Source organism: Aquimarina callyspongiae (genome assembly GCF_034322225.1).
Lineage (GTDB): Bacteria > Bacteroidota > Bacteroidia > Flavobacteriales > Flavobacteriaceae > Aquimarina.
Genome location: NZ_JAXLPA010000001.1, coordinates 1,394,989 through 1,420,750 on the forward strand (window position 1 = coordinate 1,394,989; position 25,762 = coordinate 1,420,750).

General features: G+C 31.7%; 23 protein-coding genes. 15 read left to right on the top strand and 8 right to left on the bottom strand.

Going from position 1 to position 25,762, the window contains the following annotated elements; translation table 11 throughout:
* Window positions 1–139: 139 nt before the first annotated feature.
* The 9 genes from U0D62_RS05800 (at window position 140) to U0D62_RS05840 (ending at window position 9,121) form a co-directional block, all read left to right on the top strand.
* Window positions 140–1,174 (top strand): Kelch repeat-containing protein, encoded by a 1,035-nt coding sequence (locus U0D62_RS05800; RefSeq protein ID WP_322194428.1) that lies wholly within the window; start codon window positions 140–142, stop codon window positions 1,172–1,174.
* A 22-nt stretch (window positions 1,175–1,196) separates the two neighbouring features.
* Window positions 1,197–1,799, top strand: a complete 603-nt coding sequence (locus U0D62_RS05805; protein ID WP_322194430.1) for an SIMPL domain-containing protein — start codon at window positions 1,197–1,199, stop codon at window positions 1,797–1,799.
* Window positions 1,800–1,888: 89 nt separating this feature from the next.
* On the top strand, window positions 1,889–2,515 hold the full coding sequence (locus U0D62_RS05810; RefSeq protein WP_322194432.1) for a hypothetical protein: 627 nt from the start codon (window positions 1,889–1,891) through the stop codon (window positions 2,513–2,515).
* A gap of 206 nt (window positions 2,516–2,721) precedes the next feature.
* On the top strand, window positions 2,722–3,297 hold the full coding sequence (locus tag U0D62_RS05815; protein WP_322194435.1) for a hypothetical protein: 576 nt from the start codon (window positions 2,722–2,724) through the stop codon (window positions 3,295–3,297).
* Window positions 3,298–3,766: 469 nt separating this feature from the next.
* Complete coding sequence (locus U0D62_RS05820; RefSeq protein ID WP_322194437.1) at window positions 3,767–5,461, top strand: helix-turn-helix domain-containing protein; 1,695 nt, start codon at window positions 3,767–3,769, stop codon at window positions 5,459–5,461.
* Between the two features lie 384 nt (window positions 5,462–5,845).
* Window positions 5,846–6,718: a Kelch repeat-containing protein gene (locus tag U0D62_RS05825; protein WP_322194439.1), complete on the top strand. Its 873-nt coding sequence runs from the start codon at window positions 5,846–5,848 to the stop codon at window positions 6,716–6,718.
* 67 nt (window positions 6,719–6,785) lie between these two features.
* Window positions 6,786–7,181: a DUF2721 domain-containing protein gene (locus U0D62_RS05830; protein WP_322194441.1), complete on the top strand. Its 396-nt coding sequence runs from the start codon at window positions 6,786–6,788 to the stop codon at window positions 7,179–7,181.
* Between the two features lie 44 nt (window positions 7,182–7,225).
* Entirely contained in the window at window positions 7,226–8,677 is a 1,452-nt protein-coding gene (locus tag U0D62_RS05835; protein WP_322194443.1) for a sensor histidine kinase, read from the top strand.
* A gap of 21 nt (window positions 8,678–8,698) precedes the next feature.
* Complete coding sequence (locus U0D62_RS05840) at window positions 8,699–9,121, top strand: response regulator (RefSeq protein WP_322194445.1); 423 nt, start codon at window positions 8,699–8,701, stop codon at window positions 9,119–9,121.
* A gap of 47 nt (window positions 9,122–9,168) precedes the next feature.
* Here the strand turns inward: U0D62_RS05840 and pyk are convergent, their stop codons facing one another.
* The 5 genes from pyk to U0D62_RS05865 all read right to left on the bottom strand — a co-directional run bounded on the left by pyk (window position 9,169) and on the right by U0D62_RS05865 (window position 13,488).
* Complete coding sequence (gene pyk / locus U0D62_RS05845; RefSeq protein WP_322194447.1) at window positions 9,169–10,596, bottom strand: pyruvate kinase; 1,428 nt, start codon at window positions 10,594–10,596, stop codon at window positions 9,169–9,171.
* A complete protein-coding gene (locus tag U0D62_RS05850; RefSeq protein ID WP_322194449.1) occupies window positions 10,596–11,087 on the bottom strand; it encodes an IPExxxVDY family protein in 492 nt (163 codons plus the stop codon). The genes pyk and U0D62_RS05850 overlap by 1 nt, the downstream gene beginning before the upstream one ends.
* Before the next feature lie 162 nt (window positions 11,088–11,249).
* Window positions 11,250–11,984 carry a ribonuclease III gene (gene rnc, locus U0D62_RS05855; protein ID WP_322194451.1) on the bottom strand — a complete coding sequence of 245 codons (735 nt, stop codon included), beginning with the start codon at window positions 11,982–11,984 and terminating at the stop codon, window positions 11,250–11,252.
* Window positions 11,984–13,237: a beta-ketoacyl-ACP synthase II gene (gene fabF, locus U0D62_RS05860; RefSeq protein ID WP_322194453.1), complete on the bottom strand. Its 1,254-nt coding sequence runs from the start codon at window positions 13,235–13,237 to the stop codon at window positions 11,984–11,986. The genes rnc and fabF overlap by 1 nt, the downstream gene beginning before the upstream one ends.
* Before the next feature lie 17 nt (window positions 13,238–13,254).
* Window positions 13,255–13,488 (bottom strand): acyl carrier protein, encoded by a 234-nt coding sequence (locus U0D62_RS05865; protein ID WP_024768509.1) that lies wholly within the window; start codon window positions 13,486–13,488, stop codon window positions 13,255–13,257.
* Window positions 13,489–13,777: 289 nt separating this feature from the next.
* Here U0D62_RS05865 and purN point away from each other — a divergent pair, with 289 nt between their 5' ends.
* Together purN and U0D62_RS05875 are read left to right on the top strand one after the other, a co-directional pair.
* Entirely contained in the window at window positions 13,778–14,350 is a 573-nt protein-coding gene (gene purN, locus U0D62_RS05870) for a phosphoribosylglycinamide formyltransferase (RefSeq protein WP_322194457.1), read from the top strand.
* 58 nt (window positions 14,351–14,408) lie between these two features.
* A complete protein-coding gene (locus U0D62_RS05875; RefSeq protein WP_322194459.1) occupies window positions 14,409–15,044 on the top strand; it encodes a ribonuclease H family protein in 636 nt (211 codons plus the stop codon).
* Window positions 15,045–15,122: 78 nt separating this feature from the next.
* Here U0D62_RS05875 and U0D62_RS05880 read toward each other — a convergent pair whose 3' ends face one another.
* The gene (locus U0D62_RS05880) at window positions 15,123–16,199 is read right to left on the bottom strand and encodes a carbohydrate-binding protein (RefSeq protein WP_322194461.1); all 1,077 of its coding nucleotides are present in this window, start codon (window positions 16,197–16,199) and stop codon (window positions 15,123–15,125) included.
* Between the two features lie 341 nt (window positions 16,200–16,540).
* Here U0D62_RS05880 and U0D62_RS05885 point away from each other — a divergent pair, with 341 nt between their 5' ends.
* The 3 genes from U0D62_RS05885 (at window position 16,541) to U0D62_RS05895 (ending at window position 20,136) form a co-directional block, all read left to right on the top strand.
* The gene (locus U0D62_RS05885) at window positions 16,541–17,134 is read left to right on the top strand and encodes an START domain-containing protein (protein WP_322194463.1); all 594 of its coding nucleotides are present in this window, start codon (window positions 16,541–16,543) and stop codon (window positions 17,132–17,134) included.
* Between the two features lie 91 nt (window positions 17,135–17,225).
* A complete protein-coding gene (locus U0D62_RS05890; RefSeq protein ID WP_322194465.1) occupies window positions 17,226–18,152 on the top strand; it encodes a PfkB family carbohydrate kinase in 927 nt (308 codons plus the stop codon).
* 85 nt (window positions 18,153–18,237) lie between these two features.
* Window positions 18,238–20,136 (top strand): amidophosphoribosyltransferase, encoded by a 1,899-nt coding sequence (locus U0D62_RS05895; RefSeq protein ID WP_322194467.1) that lies wholly within the window; start codon window positions 18,238–18,240, stop codon window positions 20,134–20,136.
* Window positions 20,137–20,400: 264 nt separating this feature from the next.
* On the opposite strand, the gene U0D62_RS05900 is transcribed toward U0D62_RS05895, so the two are convergent.
* A complete protein-coding gene (locus tag U0D62_RS05900; protein ID WP_322194469.1) occupies window positions 20,401–21,411 on the bottom strand; it encodes a DUF1028 domain-containing protein in 1,011 nt (336 codons plus the stop codon).
* A gap of 207 nt (window positions 21,412–21,618) precedes the next feature.
* On the bottom strand, window positions 21,619–22,227 hold the full coding sequence (locus U0D62_RS05905; protein ID WP_322194471.1) for a superoxide dismutase: 609 nt from the start codon (window positions 22,225–22,227) through the stop codon (window positions 21,619–21,621).
* Between the two features lie 170 nt (window positions 22,228–22,397).
* Here U0D62_RS05905 and U0D62_RS05910 point away from each other — a divergent pair, with 170 nt between their 5' ends.
* Window positions 22,398–25,550, top strand: a complete 3,153-nt coding sequence (locus U0D62_RS05910) for a UvrD-helicase domain-containing protein (RefSeq protein WP_322194473.1) — start codon at window positions 22,398–22,400, stop codon at window positions 25,548–25,550.
* The last annotated feature ends 212 nt before the right edge of the window (window positions 25,551–25,762 follow it).

Genomic DNA, 25,762 nt, shown 5'->3' on the forward strand with positions numbered 1-25,762 from the left:
AAACTTTTCGGACTTTAGAATTGCGCTCTAGACATACATTTGATCTATGGCCTAAAAACCACACAAACAAGAAAATTCTTAGATATAACAATTGAGTTAGCAATCAAAAACTACCAACTCGATATTAAAACATAAGCAAATGAAAAAAGGAATTAATTTAATACTGGTCAACACTTTACTATTCTTTGCGCTTCTTTGTTCTTGCGAGGTAAATGAAGATGTTACTAACCCTCAATTTACCCCTGATTCATCACTAAGCAAAAAGGGATTGATCGCTAATAAAACTGGTTTAAAAGCCACCATAGTACACAAAGAAGTACCATATGGTGGTCGCGCCAGTAGTACTTCGTTAGTGTTTGATAATAGAATGTGGGTTATTGCCGGGATCAGTTACCAAAATGCACATAACGACGTATGGTTTAGCAAAGACGGGAAAGAATGGTTTGCTTCAACTAATAATGGAGAGTTTGCACAGAGATACGGACACGCGTCTACAGTCGCTGATGGTAATATGTGGATTGCAGCAGGTATGCAAGGAAACACATTGTTTAATGATGTATGGCGCAGTAAAGATGGTAAGAAATGGACTCAGACTTCTAAAAACGCTCCTTTTTCTGCACGTAGATTCCATACATTGACAAGCATTCAAAATAGAATGTTCTTAATAGGTGGATTGAGCAATGATGTAGATCAAACAAAAGGTGATATCTGGGTAAGTAGTGATGGGTCACAATGGAACTTAGTAACTAATTTAGCTCCTTTTGGAAGACGATACGGTCATGCTGCTGTTTTTTATGATAATAAAATATGGGTTATAGGAGGATATGATGAAAACGGAAATTATCTCAATGATGTCTGGTATTCTTCAAACGGGTTTCAGTGGAATCTCGCCACAGCAAATGCAGAATTCTCTGTACGACGAAATCATGCATTAATTGCAAATGAAAAAGGAATGTGGCTTACTGGTGGAGTAAGAGAAAATCATCAGTATTTTAATGATATCTGGTTTAGTAACGATGGTATTAATTGGGAGAAAATTGAGAAAATCAAAAACTACCCATCAAGAGCTTATCATTCATCAGTATATTATGAAAATAGAATATGGATAATGAACGGTTTTAGGCAAAATATCGGTATTCCTAATGATTATTATAGTGATATCTGGTCTTACTAAACAATACTAAAAAACTATGACAATGAAACAATTAATTATCATATGCTTCATGTGCATTAATACAATAGTTGCACAGCAAAAATCTTCTATTACAGTGATAGGAGAATCTACAAAAACAATAGAAATCAAAAACTACAAGATTAATATAGAATTCAGAGAAATTGTAGCTGATGGATATCAAAATATAAAATCTCAAAACCTGGAAGAACTAAAAAAAGCATATACAAATATGCTTAACGATATAGGTATTAATTTTGAGAAGTTTGAAGAGAATCCAACATATAGAATTACTTCAGGCCAATATACAACGACTATGTATTATTTTTATGTCGCAAGCTCAATAGAAGAAGCGCAAAAAATAGTAAGTCAAAAAATGAAAGGAGTAACCAATACCTGGATAGATATTATTGCCAAAGAAAAAACAAACAGTGAAATAGGTGCTTTAAACAAAATCGCAATTAATGACGCTAGAGATAAAGCCATATTAATTGCATCAAATACGAATAAAAAAGTTGGAGAAATCCTGCAGATCGAAGATGTTAATTATAAACAGCAAGCTTATTATCCTAGTAAGGCTCAAGAATCTGCAAAGTACTATATAAAAGTAACTTTTGCTCTGGAGTAAGAATAGTTTGTAACGTTTAATTAAACCCCATTTAAGCTCAAAACTAAAATTGAGAAACCCAGACAGAGTAATCTTAATCCCTAATGAAAATGAAGCCTCTAAAAACCAGTATTCTCATTTTAACAGGAGCTCTTTTATGTATTTTTAGCTGCGTTAAAAAAACAAAAGAAAGCACATTTAAAAATCAGGATAAAGAAGTTCTAGAAAAAGTCACAGCTAACTCAGATACGCTTAAAATTGGATATACTTATTGGTGGCCACAATCAGGTCCTTTTATTGGTCATTGTGGAGAACCTTATAGCCTTGTATTTTTAGGCACTGTACTTGATATTAAAAAAGAAAACTCAACATCAAATTATACTTCAAAAATTGGTACCACCTCTATCGATCAGGTCCTTTTTGTCAAAAATGTCAAAAATAATAGCTTTAAAAAACAGCAATATTTTGTTTCAGATTGTTTTGCCAATATAAATCTTGCAAAAGAAGATAAAGTTATAGTTTTCTGTTATTCTTATGAGGATAGTTATAGTATCCCAGGAGGAAAATCTATATTAAAAATATCCGGAATTAATGATCCTGTTGTAGGGTCCATAAAGAAATATATCCAATCTAATCAAAATCCTCTGGTTATAAAACAAGATTCTACTCTTTGGAAAGAACAAAAACTTGACTCTGAGTTAAAGCAAATCATAGCTTGTAAAGAAACGTTTCTTTAATAGTTATTTCATTATTAGATAAGTTATCTCATCAAAAGATTACATCCTCAACACCAAAAAACTAAGGGTTTTTCCAACCTTGATTTAGGGTTAAAAACCTTAAAAAAAGTCCGAATTCTTTGAAATTCAAACTTTTCGGATATTAAAAAATCTCTCATCTATAAGTTTGTCTCATTAACTTTTAAAAACTTTTTATAATGAAAGCAATGAAAAATTTAATTAGGTATTCAGCTATTATTTTATTATCAGTATTTATCTTCTCATGCGAAGGAGAGGACGGAGATATTGGACCACAAGGGCCGCAAGGTGAACAAGGACCTCAAGGAGAAGAGGGAGATCAAGGACAACAAGGAGATCCAGGGACAGCTAATGTTATTTATTCTGATTGGATTCCTGCTAACTTTTTTCTTAATGGAGCTCAAGAAAGTAACTTTATGGGCTTAGAAGTTCTTAACGCCTCAGAACTAAACACCGATACTGATGTCGTTCTGGTTTACGGCCGTAGAGATACTGATAGTGATGTTGATGGTGTTTATCAACTTCCTTATCTCTTTTCTGCACAAAACGAATATTATACATTTGGATTATTTGAAGCCACAGGAGGAACCAGCCTGCAAGTAAGAGTAAATACTACAGATGGAGGAACCAATCTATTTACGTTTTTTCAGGATTTTAGATATGTAATCATTCCTGGAGGTCAAGCAGCAAGTACTAAAAATTCTATAGATTATTCTTCTTTATCATATCAAGAAATTATTGCTCTTTTTAATATTTCAGAATAATTAAAAAAGAAAAATAAAGGATCTTTAGAATAAATGTTTCTCATTTACTAATCAATTCATCCTCCTTATATCAGAACAGTAAGCTTTATATAAAGTTTACTGTTCTCTTCTAAGCGACAAAAATGAAACCTATTAAAAGTATCTATAGATTTTCTTAGGGTTAGTATACATAAAGAATGTTTACCCTACTATACAGTGACCCTCAGATAAGTGATTTTATATTATTGTTTTATTAAGGTCTGGTTTACACCAATGTTTCAGGAGTTTCATTATTTAATGAAGCTCCTGAACTTATTTTTAAATAATGTATATAAAATTCAAGTTTATTTAGAAATGCACTTTTAATTTGGATTTGGTATAATTTTAAAAGTTACTTTTGAATTAAATTGTAAACATTTTAAAATTAAGGGTATGGTTTATAGACTATTAAACGTTTAATAGTTTATAAAGAGAAAAGACTCATATACCAATGAAAACAAATCCATACAATATCATTTTGCTACTAGGAAGCTTAATTATCATTGTTTTTGGCATTTTTAAATTGTTTTTCTCTAGAAAGAAAGAAAAGACATTTACATATTTTTATGCTTTCTTAATTACCGCCAATCTGGCAATTATTCAAGTATTACTTGTTGATTTCAAAATCACAAGTATCTACCCATGGATCTTATTGTTATTTATTCCTTTTCAATATTTATCTCCAGTTTTCTTTACAGCATTCACTTGTTATTATCTTGAAAGAGAAGACATCTATAAAAAGAATCAAAAATATTTTTTAATTCCGTTTATCACCTTTTTTATTGTTTATACGGTATTTAAAATAAATATATTACTAGATTATTCTATTATTTCTAAAATCACAACTACTTTCATTTTAAACGAAATTGATGAAAATTTTACAGTAATTTTTTGTTTTTTACTTTCTATAATGAATTATCGAATCATATTGGGGTATGAGCATTCATTAGGATCATTATCTTTTATTTATGTTAGAAAAAAAACAAAATGGATTAAGAATATTTTTATTGCATTAGTAATCTTGTCTGTATTATGGATGCTTACTATTATCTTGTTTTTGATTAAAAAAGAAATTAGTGGTCACTCTCCTTATTATCCAATCTGGTCGTTATATTTAATCTTCTGCTATGTTTTTTTATTTATAGGAAAAAAACACTTAGATGAAATAGCGGGTAGAGTTAAAAATTGGAAAGATCCGATACAGAAAAAAATCACTGATTTTCAACTATCAGGATTAGAGCATATTTTTTCAGAAAGAGAGCTGCAGTTAATATATGAGAACCCAACACACTTTACTGGAGTATTAAGTTATTTTGCCACTTCATTATTTGATAAAAACAAAATGGATGACGTATTATCAAATATTGCAGAAAATTGCATTTCACAATTAGAATTACAGGAATGTAGTATTTATATGATTGATAAGAAATCTGAGAGATTGATTCCTACAACTATCTATAGTAATACAAATAATTATGAAACAATAAAAAGAAAACAAAAACCATCAATTTCTTTGAGAGAAGGAATACTTGGTAAAGTAATTTCTTCCAGAAAACACCAATGTGTGGATATAATCCCTATTACGGGTAAAAATAACATTACAAAAGGGTCAAAACTTACGGTTCCTATACTTATAAAAGATGAAGTAATAGGCGTTCTGGATTCAGAACACACTCAAGAATCCTATTTTAAATCACATCATATCACATTATTTTTACTTATAGCAAGGTTAATAGAAATAAAGTTATCCCAAATCAAAATCAGTACCCATTCAACAGTTCGAAATACTATCACCAATGATAATGTATACTTTAAGGAATTGGATGTTTTGATGAAAAAGGAAAAAATCTATGCTGACCCTAATTTAGGCCTAGAAAATATTTCTAATAGATTAAATATAAGCAGCAATTACCTATCACAACTAATCAACAAATTAAGTGGTTGTAATTTTTCTGATTATATCAATAGCTATAGAATAGAAGAGGTAAAATCCAAATTAAAAGATCCAGAATATGGCAATTATACCGTACTTGGTATTGCTATGGAATGTGGGTTCAACTCTAAATCTCCTTTTTATTCTGCTTTTAAGAAACATACCGGAATCTCACCAAAAGAATACAGAAAGCAACAACAAATTATATCCTGATTTTTTGAAATTCAAACTTTAAGGACATTTATAACTTTATTAGTTTATAGAATTGCATCACATTCGTATTAAAAATATAGTTGAGTTTGGTGTATAAGGTGAGTTTATTTTAAGTCCTTTAAGTATACTCACCTTTTATCAAATTCTAGATGTATGTCATCAAAGAAAATCAAAAAATATTGAAATCAAAAAAGAACAAAAATTTATTCAAGGAGGAGGAGATGGAGTTTCTTGTGGTACTTGGGGTGATGAAGATGAAAAATGTCGTAAAGGAGTTTCTACATTACTATTATAAAGACATAGAACATTTTGCCTCTTTAACCTCCCTTTCTTACTAATCTAGTCTGGGAGGTTATTATTAAAAAACCTAATAAATCCATCAAAATGATGTATACACAAACCAACCAGAATAGCAAAAGATTTTTAGATCATCAAAATTCTATTAAACAGCAAAAAATTGAAAGTTTTAATAATAGACTAGGCCACTGCTCTATTAATTGGCAAAATAAATTATGGATTATTGGAGGTGTGATTGATAATATTAATTATAACGATATTTGGAATAGTCAAGATGGCGTAATTTGGGAGAGAAAAACACAAAATGCTCAATTTGACGGCGTACATGATCACGCTTGCGCTGTATTTAACAATCATATATGGCTGATTGGTGGCTGTAACACACAATTTTATAATAGTATTTGGTGTAGTAGCGATGGTTATAATTGGAAACAAAAAAACACTCCTCCTTTCTCTAAAAGAGCTCATCATACTTTAACCTTATTTAAAGATCAATTATGGCTAATAGGAGGCCAAGATGAAAAAGGTATCCAAGATGATATTTGGGTAAGTGACGATGGTTCTAATTGGAAAAACATAACACAAGAAGCCTTATTTGGATCTCGAAGAGGTCATACCGTTACTGTTTACAATGAAAAAATGTGGTTAATCGGTGGTTATAACGGTTTTTTATTAAATGATGTATGGTCCAGTATTGATGGTGCTAATTGGAAATTAGAAGTAAAAAAACCTTCTTTTCATAAAAGAAGAAGTCATTCTTCTTTAGTTTTTGATAATAAACTCTGGATCATTGGAGGTACAAAAAATAATTATTTTGAATATCTCAATGATATATGGCAATCCGCAGATGGGATTCATTGGATTAATGTTAGCAAAAGCAGTGACTTTTTAGAAAGAACCAATCATACATCTGTCCTTTTTAATAACAAGATTAGAATTATTGGAGGCCAGCGATCATGAAAACATAAGTAAAACAAAAAAGAATCCCTCTTTTTAATTTAAATTAGTAGCTACAAAATGTTTTCTTATGACACTTACTATGAGTATTCCTGCGTTGCTTTTTCCAGCAATATCATTAACCATGCTAGCCTATAACGCAAGGTATCTGGCGATTGCCGCTTTAATAAGACAACTGCATAGTGAATATCTCATTTCTCAATCAAAAAATACAGTGTTACAAATTAAGAATTTAAGAAAGCGACTATGGCTAATACAGAATATGCAAGCTATTGCTATTATCAGTTTTTTAACTAGTGTAATTACCATGTTTTTGTTGTACGTAGAGCAAATGAATTGGGCAAACATCATTTTTGGGATAAGCTTATTAGCTCTAATGTTTTCACTAGTTTTATCATTTATTGAGGTTCAAATTTCTACCAAAGCACTATCTATAAGGTTAGACAAAATAGAAGAAAACAATTAGAAATGCTTATCTTGTTATAACCATTATGTTCTAATTAATTTTTAATGCTTCAAAATGAACTTTTTAATAATATAATGCGGGATTTCAATACGGGTTATTGGGAACTTCTCCAAAATCCGTATAAAGAAGTTTGGTCAAAAAGATTCTATGAAATTCTTGGATATGACCCAAAAGAACTTCAATCTTCTGTAGAATATTTTTTGGATCATTTAATTCATAAAGAAGATATCGATGTGTTTAGAGATAACTTCTACAATTATCGTAATAACAAGGTTAACTTTAAACAACATATAAAAATTTTAAACAGTCAGGGGAATTACCAATTGTTTAGATGTGCAACTAATGATGAGCTTCCTGTTAATATAAAGTCCGAAATTAATATTATTTTCTTTTTCGAAATAAAACTAGAACCGGATCAAACCATACAAAAAGATAATTTTTACTACAAAGAAACGGCTCAAATGACCGCAACCGGAAGCTGGTATGTTGATTTTAAAAAAAGAGAAAGTTTCTGGGATTTTGAAACTCGTAGAATTTTAGAATATCCTGATGATTATATTCCATCCCTTAAAGATTCTGCCAATTATTACGCCGAAGATTCACAACAACAAGCCGCTGATCTGTTTTTTAATTGTGCAATGGCCGGAACGCCTTTTAATACCGAAATTAAAATGGTAACTGCCAATAAAAGGATATTTTGGGCAAAAGCTATAGGAAAACCTATTTATAATGATCAAAAAGAAATAATAGGTATTAGAGGTGTTTTTCAGGACATCGATGATATGAAAAAAAAAGAATTACGGTTGCAAAAATCGATTGACATTATAGCTTCTCAAAACTCAAGATTATTCAATTTTGCTCATATTGTATCCCATAACCTTAGATCACATACGAGCAATCTTTCACTCCTGGTTGAACTTATTGAGAGTATTGATGATCCAAAGGAAAAGCAAGAACTTATTGGTCAATTTAAAAGTATCTCTTCAAGTCTTAATACAACTATTGAACATCTTAATGAGATTGTAACCATACACACTAATAACAAACAAGGAAAAGAGTCGGTAAAGTTTAAAGAATCTTTAGATCTTGTTGTTAATGGTATTAGTCATATGATTGCCAATAGTAAAACAGAAATAATTTCTGATTTTCATCAACTAGAAGAAGTAAAATATATCCCGGCATATATGGAAAGTATTTTACTCAATCTTATTACAAATGCCATCAAATACAAACACCCTGAAAGAGATCCAATAATAATGATAAAAACATTTATAGAAAATAAAAGTAAATACTTAAAGATATCTGATAATGGAAGAGGAATAGATCTAGAATTATTTAAAGACAAGATTTTTGGGATGTATAAAACTTTTCATTATAACGAAGACGCAGTAGGTATTGGTTTATTTCTTACTAAAAATCAGGTAGAATCGTTAAACGGCCATATCAAGATAGAAAGTGAAGTAGACAAAGGAACCACTTTTATTATAGAATTTTAAAACCACAAACCCTTCTTCATAATGGAAAACAAAATCGGCTTAGCTTGCATTATAGATGATGATAATATTTATGTCAATCTTATAAAAAAAATCATTGAAACTAAGCAATTATGTCAAAATTTATTGATATTCGAAAATGGTAAAGAAGCTTTACTTTATTTTGAAACATTATTAAAAAATCTAAATGGAGAAAGTATTCCTGAGATCATTTTTTTAGATCTTAATATGCCTGTTATGGATGGTTGGGAATTTTTGGAGAGTTTTACTCAGATAAAAAATAAATTCGGTAAAATAATAACCTTATACATTGTTAGTTCTTCCATAAACCCCATCGATATGAAAAGAGCAAGAAATATTAACTCTGTTAAAGATTATATCATTAAACCAATTACCATAAACGAATTAGAATCCATTTTTTTAAAAGGAGCAAATTCATCTGAATAAAAAAAGGCCTTAATCAAGACCTTTTCTATTTCATATTTCAGCAGGTATTATATCTGCGATACACGCAAAGTATTTACCATTCCTTTATCTACGACAGGCATTGCAGCAAGATTGATCAACATATCTCCTTTTTCAACAAAACCTCTTTCCTTTGCCAAGCTGTTTACATCTTCAACCGTTTCATCAGTACTTACATATTTATCATAGTAAAATGCTTTTACGCCCCATAATAAACTTAATTGAGATAAAATTCTTGTGTTACTTGTAAAAACTAATATATGAGCATCTGGCCTCCAAGCAGAGATCTGAAAAGCAGTATAACCACTATTGGTTAAGGTACAAATTGCTTTTGCTTCAATCTCATTAGCCATAGTTGCAGCGTGATAGCAAATAGATTTGGTTATAAATCGATTTGTACGAATATGTGGAGGATCTTGAGGAACTGTTATTAAATCAGAATTTTCAACACTCTTGATAACTTTAGACATAGTTTCTATTACCTGAACCGGGTATTTACCGACTGAGGTTTCTCCAGATAACATAACCGCATCAGCTCCATCCATTACAGAATTTGCCACGTCATTTACTTCTGCTCGTGTTGGAGTTAAACTATCTATCATAGTTTCCATCATCTGTGTAGCAATAATAACTGGGATTCTAGCCGTTTTTGCTTTCAAGACCAATTTTTTCTGGATAAGAGGAACTTCTTGAGCAGGAATCTCTACTCCCAAATCACCTCTGGCAACCATCAATCCATCACAATAGGCTACAATTTTATCTATATTTTCAACACCTTCAGGTTTTTCTATTTTGGCTATAATGGGGATTTTATGTTCGCTATGATCTTTTATTAAATCTTGTAATTCTATCAGATCCTGTGCATTACGAACAAAAGACAATGCCATCCAATCTACTCCTTGTTCGCAAGCAAAAATGGCATCTTTAACATCTTTCTCAGTTAATGCAGGCAATGAAATATTAGTATTTGGTAGATTAACTCCTTTTTTTGATTTTAAAGGCCCTCCTTGAATTACTTTTGTTTTAACTACGTCTTTATTATTACTAGAAACAACTTCAAAAATCAATTTACCATCATCAAGTAAGATTCTTTCTCCAGAATTAACATCCTTAGGAAAGCTCTCATAATTCATGTATACACGTTCTGTAGTACCTTCAAAAGGTTTTCCAGTTACAAAGTCAATAGTATCTCCTTTATGAACAACAACATCTCCTTTCATAACACCAACCCTCAATTTAGGACCTTGTAAATCACCTAATATTGCGGCATTATACCCGTGTTCTTTACTAAGGTCACGTATCATTTTAATACGTTCTTTTACATCAGTATAATCTGCGTGTGAAAAGTTTATTCTAAATACATTCACTCCTGCATCAAGCATTTGTTTCAATATTTTTTTACTACTAGTCGCAGGACCTAATGTAGCTACTATTTTAGTTTTTTTACGTTTTGGCATTAGTCGAGTATTAAGTTGTTCTTTGATTTAAGCTCGTTATATTCTACAGCATACGCAGTAATAACCTGAGAGATATTTGTTAAACTAGATAGTAATGATTTGATTGAAAACTCAGATGTTTCTGTATCTATTTTTAAAAAATAATCTACGTTTTTGAGTTCTGGAACCAAATATTTAGTAACATAATTCTCTCTGGTATCGGCAAACAAACCATCAGAAATTTTAGTATCTGATTCTACTTTTGTTTTAAACTTGTTTCCTATCAGGTAATATGTATTATATTGAAACTGATCATCATATTGATATAACGGAAAGCTTGCAATCAAGGGGTTATAATCAAAATTTATATCTTCTTTTTTTCTGAAAAGTCTTAAATCTAGGTTCTTATTCAACAAAAAAGCCAATCTATATGACTCCAAAGAACAATGGATAGCAATTAGTTCGTAATTATCGTCTTCAAGGGTGTCTAAAACCAACTTCTGAATAGCCATTTTAGAATTAATTTTTTCCAGAATTAATTGGAAATATACAAATAAATTGGTCTTACAACTTTAAATAATCATAAAGATATTATCCGAAAACGATTGAGTTAGTATCTTTTAACCATTTGAGTATTTAAAAGGGATAAATATGGATAAAAAGCTTCAAAAATATTAAATATTAATTTTTGATTGAAAAGCAAAATATGCTCTTTTAGAAGCTTTTTCTTCGGCTTTTTTCTTAGAAGTAGCCCGAGCTTTTGCCACTACTTTTTCGTCAATCCAGAGTTTTACAGCAAAATGTTTCATTTCATCTTTTCCTGTATCCTCATAGATTTCATAATTAAAAGTTTTTTTCTCTTTTTGACACCACTCTATCAGCAAGCTTTTATAACTTATAATCTGCCCCTCAAGACTTTCAATATCTACATAAGGATTAATAACAGCCTCGTGTATAAATTTTTCGCAGTAGGCAAAGCCTCTGTCCAGGTATATTGCTCCTATTAATGCTTCAAAGAGATTTCCGTGAATATTTATTCCAAACTGAGATTTAGGAATATTAGTTCTAACCAACTCTATTAATTTAAGGTCTTTTCCTAATTCATTAAGGTGTTTTCTACTTACCACTTTTGCTCTCATCTTGGTAAGATATCCTTCATTTCCTTCAGGAACTTTTTTAAATAAATGGGCTGCAATCACACTACTTAACATAGCATCTCCAAGAAATTCTAATCTTTCATAATTCACAGCATTCCCTTTTTTATCCTTGAGATTAAGGGATCTATGGGTAAATGCTTTTTCGTAAGGTTTAATGTTTTTAGGCTTAAAACCCAGTATTTTTTGAATTTTAATAAAAAAATTCCCGTTCTTTTCAGAGCGGGAATTTAATATGTTTCGAATAACATTCATTATTCGTCTAGTTTTTTGAATAAAACACAAGCATTGTGACCTCCAAAGCCAAAAGTATTACTCATGGCATATGTAATTTCTCTTTTTTGTGCATTGTTTAATGTCAAATTCAATGATTGATCTATATTATCATCCACAGTAGTGTGATTGATCGTTGGTGGTACAATACTATTTTGCATTGCTAATATTGAAGCAATTGCTTCAATCGCACCTGCTGCACCAAGTAAATGGCCAGTCATAGATTTTGTCGAATTGATATTGATTTTAGATGCGTGACCTCCAAAAACTTTTGTAATTGCTTTTAATTCTGCCACATCTCCTAATGGTGTAGAAGTTCCGTGGGTATTTATAGCATCTACTTGCTCTGGTTTAACACCTGCATCTCTTAAACAATTAAGCATTACACGTTCTACACCTATTCCATCAGGATGAGGGGCTGTCATGTGATATGCATCACTAGACATTCCTCCACCGATTACTTCGGCATAGATTTTTGCGCCTCGTGCTTTTGCATGTTCATATTCTTCAAGAATAAGAGCACCACCACCTTCTCCCAATACAAATCCATCTCTGGTTGCATCAAAGGGCCTTGAGGCAGTTTCTGGGCTATCATTTCTTGTAGATAATGCATGCATCGCATTAAATCCACCCATACCTGCAATAGTAACTGCTGCTTCGCTTCCTCCCGTAACAATAATATCGCAATGTCCTAAACGTATATAGTTTAAGGCATCTATCATTGCATTTGCTGAAGAAGCACACGCAGAAACCGTAGTATAATTGGGCCCCATAAAACCATTTCTAATAGAAATATGTCCTGGAGCAATATCAGCAATCATCTTTGGTATGAAGAACGGATTAAAACGAGGAGTTCCGTCTCCGCCTGCATAGCCAATAACTTCTTGTTGAAAAGTTTCTAATCCACCGATACCTGCTCCCCAGATAACACCAACTCTAAATTTATCGACCTTCTCAAGATCAATATCAGCATCTTTTATTGCTTCTTCAGAAGAAACAATAGCGTACTGCGCAAATCTATCAAGTTTACGTGCTTCTTTCCTATCAAAATAATCTGTGGGTGTGTAATTTTTGACTTCGCAAGCAAATTTAGTCTTGAATTTTTCGGTATCAAAATAAGTAATGGGAGCGCAACCGCTCTTTCCATTAACTAATCCGTCCCAATATTCATTAATATTGTTGCCGATTGGTGTCAAAGCACCAAGTCCTGTGACTACAACTCGCTTAAGGTTCATACTTTGTCGTGAAGTTATTACTTTGCGTCTTCGATATAAGATATTGCCTGACCTACAGTGGCAATGTTTTCAGCTTGATCATCAGGGATTTGAATATCGAATTCTTTTTCGAATTCCATAATCAATTCTACAGTGTCTAATGAATCAGCTCCCAGATCGTTTGTGAAGCTAGCCTCATTAACTACTTCGTTTTCGTCTACTCCTAATTTGTCAACGATTATCGCTTTTACTCTTGATGCAATGTCTGACATAATGTTTAATTTTAATTTTTAATTAGGTGGCAAAAATAAAAAACTTTATTTTAAAACCCCATAATCACGCAAAAATGTATTTGTATTTTTCAAATATAGGGAAGTATTGGCTTTTTGCTACCGTTAAATGAATAATAATTATTTTTTTTGTACCCTCGATCAACAGCCTTTATTGTGCTATAAAATAGACTATAACGAATAACCCTATCAAATTAATTGTTCAAAAACAGGAATTTTATATATCTCTTTAAAAGTTGTGACCAATTATTGAAAAAAATAAAATTGACAGATGAAACGTATCATAATTTTTGCTTCAGGCTCTGGTTCTAATGCAGAGAATATCATCAAATACTTTAATACACTTAAAAACGCCGAGGTGACACATGTGTTTTCTAACAATCAGCGTGCCAAGGTTTTAAAACGAGCTCACAGCCTAAAAGTAAAGGCCTTACACTTTGACAAAGAGTCATTTTATGACACTAATGAGGTATTAAACATACTGACAGATGCTCAACCAGACATTATTGTTTTAGCAGGATTTTTATGGATTTTTCCAAAAAAAATCATTGATGCCTTCCCTAATAAAGTCATCAATATCCACCCAGCATTATTACCAAAATATGGTGGAAAAGGCATGTATGGACATCATGTTCATCAAGCAGTAGTGAGAAATAAAGAAAAAGAAACTGGAATTACTATTCATTATGTAAATGAACATTATGACGAAGGTGCAATTATTTTTCAGGCCAAAACATCAATCGCAGCAAATGATTCTGCCGAAGATGTTGCAAACTCAATACATACTTTAGAATATAAGCATTTCCCCATCGTTATAGAAGAACTCTTATTTCCTAAAAAATAAATAAAAACCTACTTGTATCATTATAATCAAGAAAATTTAAACCCCTTTAAATAAATCTATGGCAAAAAAAGAAAAGTTTTATGTAGTCTGGGAAGGACACAGACCTGGTATTTATACTAAATGGGATGATTGTAAAGCTGCAGTTAAAGGGTATGCAAGTGCAAAATATAAATCTTTTGACTCCTTTGATCTTGCAAAAAAAGCTTATAATGGAGATTATGAAGATTATAAAGGTAAAAGCAAATCTAAAAAAACGCTTACACCTGAACAGCTCTCAAAAATTGGAGAACCCAACCTATATTCTATAGCTGTAGATGCTGCATCAAGTGGAAATCCCGGAAAAATGGAGTATAGAGGTGTGGATACTCAAACAGAAAAACAACTTTTTCATCAAGGTACATTTCCTCAAGGCACCAATAATATTGGAGAATTTCTAGCATTGGTTCATGGATTAGCTTATTTAAAGAAAAAAAGCAGTGATAGAATTTTATATACTGATTCTAAAATAGCAATGGGATGGGTTAAACAAAAAGTTTGTAAAACCAAGTTGAAACGAAATTCTAAAAACAAAGAAATGTTTGATCTTGTTGATCGAGCGATTATTTGGCTAAAAGAAAATACTTATACCACTAAAATTGTAAAATGGGAAACCAAAGCTTGGGGAGAGATTCCAGCAGATTTTGGCAGAAAATAAAATAGTTTAGGTACTTTTATAAAAATGCCCCGAAGTTTATTTCGGGGCATTTCTAATAATTATTACTTTTTTTAGTTTTTAGCTTCCGCATTGTCCAAGATTAGTCCATCCACTAGCTGTTCTTTCATATAAGCTACCTTGATATGTTACTTTATCTCCAACAGAGTAAGAAGCACCACTATTATATGCAGCTACACCACTACAAATATCATTATTAGCAGTACTACCACATTGTCCAAGGTTAGTCCACCCACTAGCTGTTCTTTCATATAAGTTTCCTTGATATGTTACTTTATCTCCAACAGAGTAAGAAGTACTACTATTATACTCGGCTACGCCGCTACAAATATCACCTCCTCCAGTGTTACCACCAGGATATATAGAAGCTATAAAAGATTTATCTGTCGCAGATAATTGAGAATTATTTCCTACAGCCACACCATCTGTTGTATGTGCTGCAGGGATCGGGTAATGCATAATAGATCTTGAATCATATACACTATAATTAGTAATATTCTGATCATAGCGTCTAAACAAATTATTATCTACCTGTGCTCTAGACCAAAAATTTGGTGCTCCAGCATAATATGCATAAACAACTTCTTTATTCCAGTTAATTCCAGCTACAGGGTTCTGATGCTCATGGATTAACCCAAGTGCATGTCCAAACTCGTGAAGTGTGGTTCTTCTAAACTCTGCATCAGAAGTGTTATTGTTAAACCATCCAAAATGCATACTATGTGCATGATTATTAGAATCAGTTCCTAAATATGACCAGGAACCACCATCATCTGCAAATTGTCCTTCTTTAAAACCAATTTTAATGTTTGCACTACTATTAGAAGAAACAAATTCGAATTTAAGATTAGCATAGCTTTCCCATTCAACGGCATATTGCCGTACTTTGGATTGAACAAAGTTGTTTCCATTTAAAAATTTTACTCGAATAGTTTGACCCGGTTGCCATTGCACAGCTTTAACACTAGCCGCTCTTGAGTCTTTATCAAAATTCCATTTCTCAATACATACGTGAGCACTTTTAGCTGCTTCATTCTGACTTGCTTCAAAAGTATCTTCTGCATCTTTTTCACAATTAAATAATGAAAATGAAATCAAAACTGTTAAAACAAGTTTAGTTAATTTAGTTTTTTTCATAATTATGTTGAGTTTGTATTAGTTGGGATTAAAGTAATTGATTTATGAGCAAAAAAATTAAGCTATTGAGCCAAATGACAGCTCTGTTGTACTAAACGGTCCTTTTGATGTATAAATTGATGTTTTTAGTCTTTTTGACAATAAGATGTGTATTTCTGTTTCTTAATACGAGTTAGCATTCTGAGAATCCTTTTCTAATCTTTCATAATAATCTTATTATTTAATTAATCTTTATTTAACAGATTATTAGGTAATTGACTCGTGTTTTTTCCTACTAAATCAGCATCTAAATAAATTTTACAATCTCTTTTTAATCGCTTACATAAGACAAAAACTATTTAATGAAAATAATTTACCTACTTATTCTATTACCCATATTGTGCTATAGCCAATCAGATTGGAAACTCGCTAAAGACAAAAAAGGAATTCAAATATGGGTAAGGAATTATAATGACAGCCCTTACAAGGAATATAAAGCTATAACCTATGTTCAAACAACTATTAACAATGTTGTAAATGAATTATTAGATGCTCCAAAGTATATAGAAAATTGCGAAGAAGGAATAAGTCATTTGGTTAAAGTAAATCATAATAGTGAATATATTTTTTATGCCAGAAACGAACTTCCTTGGCCAATTAAAGATAGGGATGTCGTTTCAAAACTAAATGTTCAAAAAATATCAGAAAACAAGGTCAAATTATATATCAATGCTGCTCCAGAAGAAGTTCCTGTATTAAAAAATGCACTTAGAATTCGAGAGTTATCTGGGTATTGGTTATTAGAAGAAAAAGGAGAAGGTATTAAAATCACGCAACAGCTTTATTTAAATCCCGAAGGGTCATTACCTCCTTTTATAACTAATTCATTACTAATTTCGGGGCCTTTCAAGACATTCTTAACTCTTAGGAGTCAACTTAAAGACACAAATTCATAATGCTTATTTTTAAAGACTTCGCTTTTAAGCTTGTTTATGAATTTGCTTGAAAAGTAAAGTGTATATTTGCAAAAAATTATTACGCTATTTTATGAGCAAATTACTTATTGTAGGCACCGTAGCCTTTGACGCCATTGAAACCCCATTTGGCAAAACTGATAAAATACTAGGTGGAGCTGCAACTTATATTGGTCTTTCTGCGTCCAATTTTAATATTTCTTCTGCAATCGTTTCTGTAGTTGGCGACGATTTTCCTGAAGAAGATTTACAAATGCTTCAACAAAAAAACATTGACACTACTGCTGTAGAAATTGTAAAAGGAGGAAAAACCTTTTTCTGGAGTGGCAGATATCATAATGATTTAAATTCTAGAGATACACTTGATACACAACTTAATGTATTGGCAGATTTTAATCCAATAGTTCCAAATAGCTATAAAGATGCTGAAATCGTTATGCTAGGAAACCTTCACCCTCTTGTTCAACTAAGTGTTTTAGAACAGATGAGCTCTAAGCCTAAGCTCGCAATATTAGACACTATGAACTTCTGGATGGACAACACTCTTGATGATTTACTAAAAGTAATCGCAAAGGTTGATGTTATAACTATTAACGATGAAGAAGCTAGGCAACTAAGTGGAGAATATTCTTTGGTAAAAGCTGCCAGAGCAATCGAAAAAATGGGTCCTAAATATATAGTGATCAAAAAAGGTGAGCACGGAGCATTGTTATTTCATGATGAACAAATTTTCTTTGCACCTGCATTACCATTAGAAGAAGTTTTTGATCCAACTGGTGCTGGTGATACTTTTGCAGGAGGATTTGCGGGATATCTAACCAGATCCAATGATATTTCTTTTGAAAATATGAAAAATGCCATTATTCACGGTTCTAACTTAGCTTCATTTTGTGTAGAAAAATTTGGAACAGAAAGGATGGAAAATCTTAAAAAAGAAGAGATTCAAAAGAGGCTTCAACAATTTAAAGAATTAACACAATTTGAAATAGAATTGTCATAATATAAAGTAAGACCCTAAGACTTCTGGTTTCAGGGTTTTTTAATTTTGGTTTATCTAACACAACAATTAGAATTTTTGGAATACAATGAGTGATGCTTTAAAACACGAATGCGGAATAGCATTAATACGACTTTTAAAACCATTAGAATACTACAAAGAAAAGTACGGTAGTGCCTTTTATGGTGTAAACAAGATGTATCTAATGATGGAAAAGCAGCACAATCGCGGACAGGATGGTGCCGGATTTGCTAGTATCAAATTAGACACCGCCCCTGGAGAGAGATATATAAGTAGAGTACGTTCTAGTGCTCCTCAACCTATTCAGGACATTTTCTCGCAAATCAATGAAAGGATTAATAAAGAATTATCTGATCATCCAGAATACACAGATGATGTTGATTTGCAGAAAAAAAATATCCCGTACATAGGCGAAGTACTTCTTGGACATGTAAGATATGGGACTTTTGGAAAAAACAGCGTAGAGAGTGTTCATCCATTTTTAAGACAAAATAATTGGATGCATCGTAACTTGATTGTTGCAGGTAACTTCAATATGACCAATAACAACGTATTGTTTGACAATCTTGTTCGACTAGGTCAGCACCCAAAAGATAAAGTAGACACGGTTACTGTAATGGAAAAGATTGGTCACTTTCTAGACTCTGAAGTAGCCAAACTTTATAAAAAACTTAAAAAGGAAGGATTTAACAAAATAGGTGCTTCTCCTCAAATTGTAGAGAGGTTAAATGTTACCAAAATCCTTAAAAAATCGTCCAGAGATTGGGATGGTGGATATGCAATGGCAGGAATGCTAGGACACGGTGACGCCTTTGTATTAAGAGATCCAGCTGGGATTCGCCCTGCGTATTACTATAAAGATGATGAAGTAGTAGTAGTTGCATCTGAGAGACCTGTGATTCAAACAGTGTTTAATGTTTCTTTTGATGATATTATCGAATTAGATCCAGGAAAAGCAATCATCATTAAAAAGGATGGAAATACATCGATAAATAAAATTATCGAACCTTTAGAAAGAAAAGCTTGTTCTTTTGAACGTATTTATTTTTCGAGAGGAAGTGATGCAGAAATTTATGAAGAAAGAAAAAGCCTGGGTAGACTCATTATGCCACAGGTATTAGAAGAAATTGACCACGATACAGTAAATACCGTTTTTTCTTTTATCCCTAACACTGCTGAAACATCATTTTATGGTATGGTAGAAGCAGCTCAGGACGAATTAAACAAACAAAAGAATGAAACAATTCTTTCTGAAAAAGATAATTTAACTAATGAACGTCTGGCACAAATTCTATCTTATAAGCTAAGAACAGAGAAGATTGCAATTAAAGATGCTAAACTACGTACTTTTATTACTGAAGATAGTAGTAGAGATGATCTAGTCGCACACGTTTATGATGTAACTTATGGAGTTGTAAAGCAAGAAGACAATTTGGTTATTATTGATGATAGTATCGTAAGAGGTACTACTCTTAAAAAGAGTATCATCAAAATGATGGATCGACTAAAACCTAAGAAAATTGTAATCGTTTCTTCTGCTCCTCAAATTCGTTTTCCTGATTGTTACGGAATTGACATGGCAAGACTTGAAGGACTAATTGCTTTTAAAGCAGCATTAGAACTGTTAAAAGAAAATGGTAATTATGATCTAGTTGAGCAAGTTTATGAAAAATGTAAAGCTCAAGAAAATTTAGCTGATGCAGAAGTACAAAACTTTGTAAAGCAAATTTATGATGGCTTTACCAATCAAGAAATAAGTGATAAAATTGCCGAATTGTTAAGTGATGAAACTGTCAATTCTGAAGTAAAGATTATATATCAAACCGTTGAAAACCTGCATAAGGCCTGTCCTAAAAACCTTGGCGACTGGTATTTTACTGGTGATTACCCAACAATTGGAGGTAATAGAGTAGTTAACAAAGCTTTTATAAACTTTTATGAAGGCAAGGATGAAAGGGCATACTAAAAAATTAAAAACCACAATGTTAAAAAACGTTAAATTGTGTATTTCAACAAGTATTTTGACCTTTCATCTAAAACATTTTTTCACAATGAAATAACGCTCTATATTAGCAGAGCCATAGCATAAGTAGGTTAAGTTCATGGTAGATTTGGGGCAAAAAAAGGTGGACTTTCCACCTTTTTTTATTTTACAACAATTTGTGACGATTTGCGTAAATACAGAGACGCAATTTTACATCTCTTTTTATTCCTCTACTATTCATTAAAGTTATTTTATTATTATTTTTTTACTAGTAATTTTTTCTTCTCTATCATAAAGATGAATAAAGTAAGTTCCTTTAGGATAATTAATAACATCTATATACAAATTATTCTTAGGAGAATTAATGCTTCTAGTATCTATAACTTTACCTGAAATATCCATAATTTTATAAGAAGTAATAACAGTATCATCATCACTTCTAATCACCACAGTGTCATCAACAGGGTTAGGAAACATTATAAAGTCTGAAAGAATCTCATCAGAAGAAGAAAAATCTTCAACTCCTAAAGTAGTATTATATGCATTCTGTAAAGCATCTATAGGTTCAAACACCGTAGTAGTAATCCATACGTTTAAATCTAAGGTAAGACTCCCGTAACTATTATCGGTATCACTAGGATCTGCGACTCTTATAAAAGCAGAAGCAGAACTTATACCACTACTTAAACAACGAGAATCTGCTCCGGGTCTCTTTGCTCCCTGCATAGCTGCCATTAATTTATCTGCCAAAGATCCATTAGTATTCAAGAAAGCTGTTTCCATGTCATTAACCACATTTTCAGAAATAAGAATGTTTCCAGCTATTGCATAATTAGGCCCTGTAACATGTATAAACTCTCTAAAACAATCCGGACCTGTAAATCCAGCACTTCGAGGTGAACCTCCATTGAGGTCAACAGCAACATATTGTCTCTGTGAAGAATCATTAGCAACATCATTAGCAACAAGCCAATCCATAATTTGCTGAGGAGAATCGCCTGCAACCATTCGAGCAGTAGCATTATTTTGGTTATTTGGATCCCAAAACGATTGCGTATGAATAGCTCCAACTCCAAGAACAATTGCGCTTATTGCTTGCGCACCGTCTTCAGCAGAAATACAAGTAGCACCTGCGCTACCAATCTCACCAGTAACAGGATCTACCGCTACGATAGAAAATGTGTGCTGAGCATATGTTGAAAAACTAATGATCAAGGCACAGAAAAAAACAATGACGATTTGTGTGTACGTTTTCATTTTAATAATCATTTAGGTTAAAAGAGTTATTATTATAACAGCTCTAATATGAATCCCCCTAAAAGAAAATTGTTAAATAATTTTTTAGCAAAAATCAATCAATATTAATCCCACAGCAGAAGTCTTTAATTATTTATCAAATAGCACAAAAAAACCGTCAAATAGCAATTATTTGACGGCTCTCATTATGTTTTAAATAAGGAAGTATTACTTTCCTTTAGCATAACGACTAGAAACCTCTTCCCAATCAATTACATTAAAAAACGCAGAAATATAATCTGGACGTCTGTTCTGATAGTTTAGATAATATGCATGTTCCCATACATCTAATCCTAAAATAGGCGTTCCTCCACAACCAACACTTGGCATTAAAGGGTTATCCTGATTAGGAGTACCACAAACTTCTACTTTACCGCCTTGGTGAACACATAACCAAGCCCATCCAGAACCAAATTGAGTTGCCGCTGCATTAGAAAAAGCATCTTTAAACGCCTCAAAAGATCCAAAAGCAGCATCTATTGCTTCTGCTAAATCCCCTGATGGCTTACCTCCTCCATTTGGAGACATTACTTCCCAAAATAAAGAATGATTATAATAACCTCCTCCATTATTTCTAACAGCCTTATTAGACATATCTAAATTGATAAGGATATTCTCAATGGTCTTTCCATCAAGATCAGTACCCTCAATTGCACCATTTAATTTGCTAGTGTATCCTGCATGATGTTTATCATGGTGAATTTCCATGGTACGAGCATCTATATTGGGTTCTAATGCATCAAAAGCATAGTTTAATTTTGGTAATTCAAATGACATAATTTACTTATTAGATTAATAAAAATAAAAATGACATCAAATTTAACAATTAGAGCGATGAATAAAAATTAATAATTGTTATAAAATAACTAAAGCACAAAACTCATCTATATTTGGCTTAATTAACCATTAATAAATCTTGCTTTAGTATTTTAGTAAAAAATTAAAAATTGACTCTCAATACTGCTTTCACAATATATAATGCTGCAGCTGGCGCCGGAAAAACCTATACATTAGTAAAGGCATATATTATTACTTTATTAAAAGGAGAATTTAAAGATAGTTACAAGAATATTCTAGCTATTACTTTTACCAATAAAGCAGTAGCCGAAATGAAAATAAGGGTACTAGAAAACCTTATTGCTATCAGTTCACCCCAAACACCAATAAAATATCAGGCACTTATTGAAGAGCTAATCCTCGAAACTGGATTCAAAGAACAACAATTAAAACAAAAAGCTGACAAGATTCTTAAAAGCATATTACACAATTATGCTGCTTTTGATATTGTTACCATAGATACATTTACACATAGAGTTATTAGAACATTTGCCCATGATTTAGGAATTCCTTTAAATTTTGAAATCGAAATGGACACAGAATCCTTAATAGAGGAGGCTGTTGATGCTGTAATAGCCAAAATAGGAATAGATGATCAACTCACTCAAATAATCATTGATTTTGCTATAAGCAAACTTGAAGATGATAAAAGTTGGGATATTACAGTAGAACTTAATAAAGTAGCAAGGTTATTATTTAGCGAAAACGATCGAGAACACCTCGATAAAATCTCTGATAAAAGTCCAGAGGATTTTGATAAACTCAAAAACATCTTACTTAAGAAAATCACAGAAAACAAAACAAATATTGTAGAGCAGTCTAATCAAATTCTACAACTTATTTCTGAAAAAGGATTAGAAAACAGTGATTTTACAAGAAGCTCTATTCCTAATCATTTTCTGAGACTTGCAAAAGGAGAAACTAATATTGACTTTACGGCAGCCTGGAAACAAAACATACAAACAACCTCTTTTTATAACACAAAATTAGATGAATTAAAAAAGAATGAAATTGATTCATTGCGTTCAACAATTGAAGACATTTTTTTAAACACAAAACAACTATTATCCTCAATTCATCTTTTTGAGAACGTTCTTAAAAACTTAGTTCCTTTATCAGTTCTAAATGCCATAAATCAAGAGCTTCAGAAAATAAAGAAAGAGAGAAGAATTTTATTAATTTCAGAATTTAATAATATTATTAGTAGCGCAATACAACATCAACCCGCTCCATTTATCTATGAACGTCTTGGCGAACGTTATAGAGATTATTTTATTGACGAATTTCAAGACACTTCAGAATTACAATGGAATAACATAGTTCCTCTCATTGATAATGCTATAGCTACCGAAACATTAACAGGAAAAAGAGGACATCTTACTATTGTAGGAGATGCAAAACAGGCTATCTACAGATGGCGAGGCGGAAAGGCAGAACAATTCATCAACCTTTCTGGAGATCTAAACCCTTTTTCTGTAAAAGAGAAGCAAGTTCTTGACCTTCCAAAAAATTACAGGAGTCATAGAGAGGTCGTAGAATTTAATAATAATTTATTTTCATTCCTTTCTAAAGATTTTAGCGATCCAGAACACGCTAATCTTTATATTAAAGGAAATCAGCAAGAAACCAATTCAAAAAAGGAAGGCTACGTAAACATCTCTTTTATTCAAGCAAAAAACAGCTCTGAAGAAAATGAAGTTTACCCTCAGAGAGTTTACGAAATTATATCCAATCTCAAAGAAAAAGGATATAAGCCCTACGAAATATGCATCCTGGTAAGGAAACAAAAAGAAGGATCTATACTTGCTGATTTTCTTACAGAAAAAGGGTTATCCATAATCTCATCAGAAACACTTCTCATTAGCAATGCTCCAGAAGTAGTATTTATCATTGACCTATTAACCTGGCATACTCATCCGGAAAACCTTATTGCAAAAGCAGGGATTCTACATTTTATTGCAGAACATTTTTTAGTTGAAGAAAAACATTCCTTTTTGGAAAAAATGATCTTTTCAAACAAAACGGATATAATGTCAGAATTTAGTTTCTTGGGGATAGATTTTAATTTTAATAAACTCGCACTACTTCCTTTATATGATATTATAGAATATATAATTAATAGTTTTAAACTAGCTAATTCTGCTCCAGCATATTTACAATTCTTCTTGGATGTTGTGTTTTCATTTACTCAAAAACATACAGAAGGAATCATTGGTTTCTTATCGTATTGGAATCAGAAAAAAGATAAACTAAGTATTATTGCTCCAGAAGAGGAAGAAGCAATTCGTATAATGACAATACACAAAGCAAAAGGATTAGAGTTTCCTTGCGTTATATACCCATATGCTAATATTGATATCTATAAAGAATTAGAACCTAAAACATGGCTAACGGTTTCTAAAGATGACTATAATGGTTTTGAAGAAGTATTCATTAATTACAGCAAAAACATTTCAGAATACGGTGAAGAAGCATCTACAATTGTTTCTAAAAGACAAAGTCAACTAGAACTAGACACTTTCAATTTATTATATGTTGCTCTTACTCGAGCAGAAGAACAGTTGTTTATAGTTTCAAAATTAGAATTGACCGCTAAAGGAGTTAGCAACAACAATAAGTTTTCTGGAAAACTAATTAACTACCTCCAACACATAAACGAATGGAACACTGAACAAACAGAGTATCAATTTGGAAATCCAAACAAACCAATCTCTGAAGAATCAGTAATTAGTGAAACTTCGCAAAACATAAAATTAACCAAACTAAGTAACTCAAAACAACAATATAAGGTTAACATTGTCACTAATTCTGGTAAATTATGGGACACAACTCAGGAAGCTGCTATAGAAAAAGGTAATTTGCTTCACGAATTATTATCAAAAGTATACACTCCTGATGATATTGCTACTTCAGTAGAAGATGCATATCATAATGGCCTTATTTCCTTTATTGACAAAAACAAATTAAGTCAAGAACTAGAGAGAATCGTTAAACATCCAGATCTTATAATGTATTTTTCAAAAAATAACACTATTTTAAATGAAAAAGAAATTATTGCAAATGGAAGATTTTATCGTCCTGATCGCATTGTAATAGAGTCAAATAATGTTATCACCATACTAGATTACAAAACAGGGGCTTATCAAGAGTCTCACGCTAATCAGATAAAACAATACGCAATACTTCTTCAAAAAATGGGCTATATATTGAATACCAACATCCTAGTTTATATCAATGAAAATATCGCACTAAAGCTCGTATAAATAATCATTATTTTCAGAATTACTTCAATAAAATTAGGGATAAGAAGTATTTTTATATTATAATTGTATCATATTTGCAAACACAAAAAACACTATTTTTCTTAAAAAATTGTCAAATATACTACGTTTCTGGGGCTAAAAAAATGATTGTAAAAAAACTCAAAACCCTCGCAAACTCCTATATACACTGGCCTATTAAGAAAAATTTATTA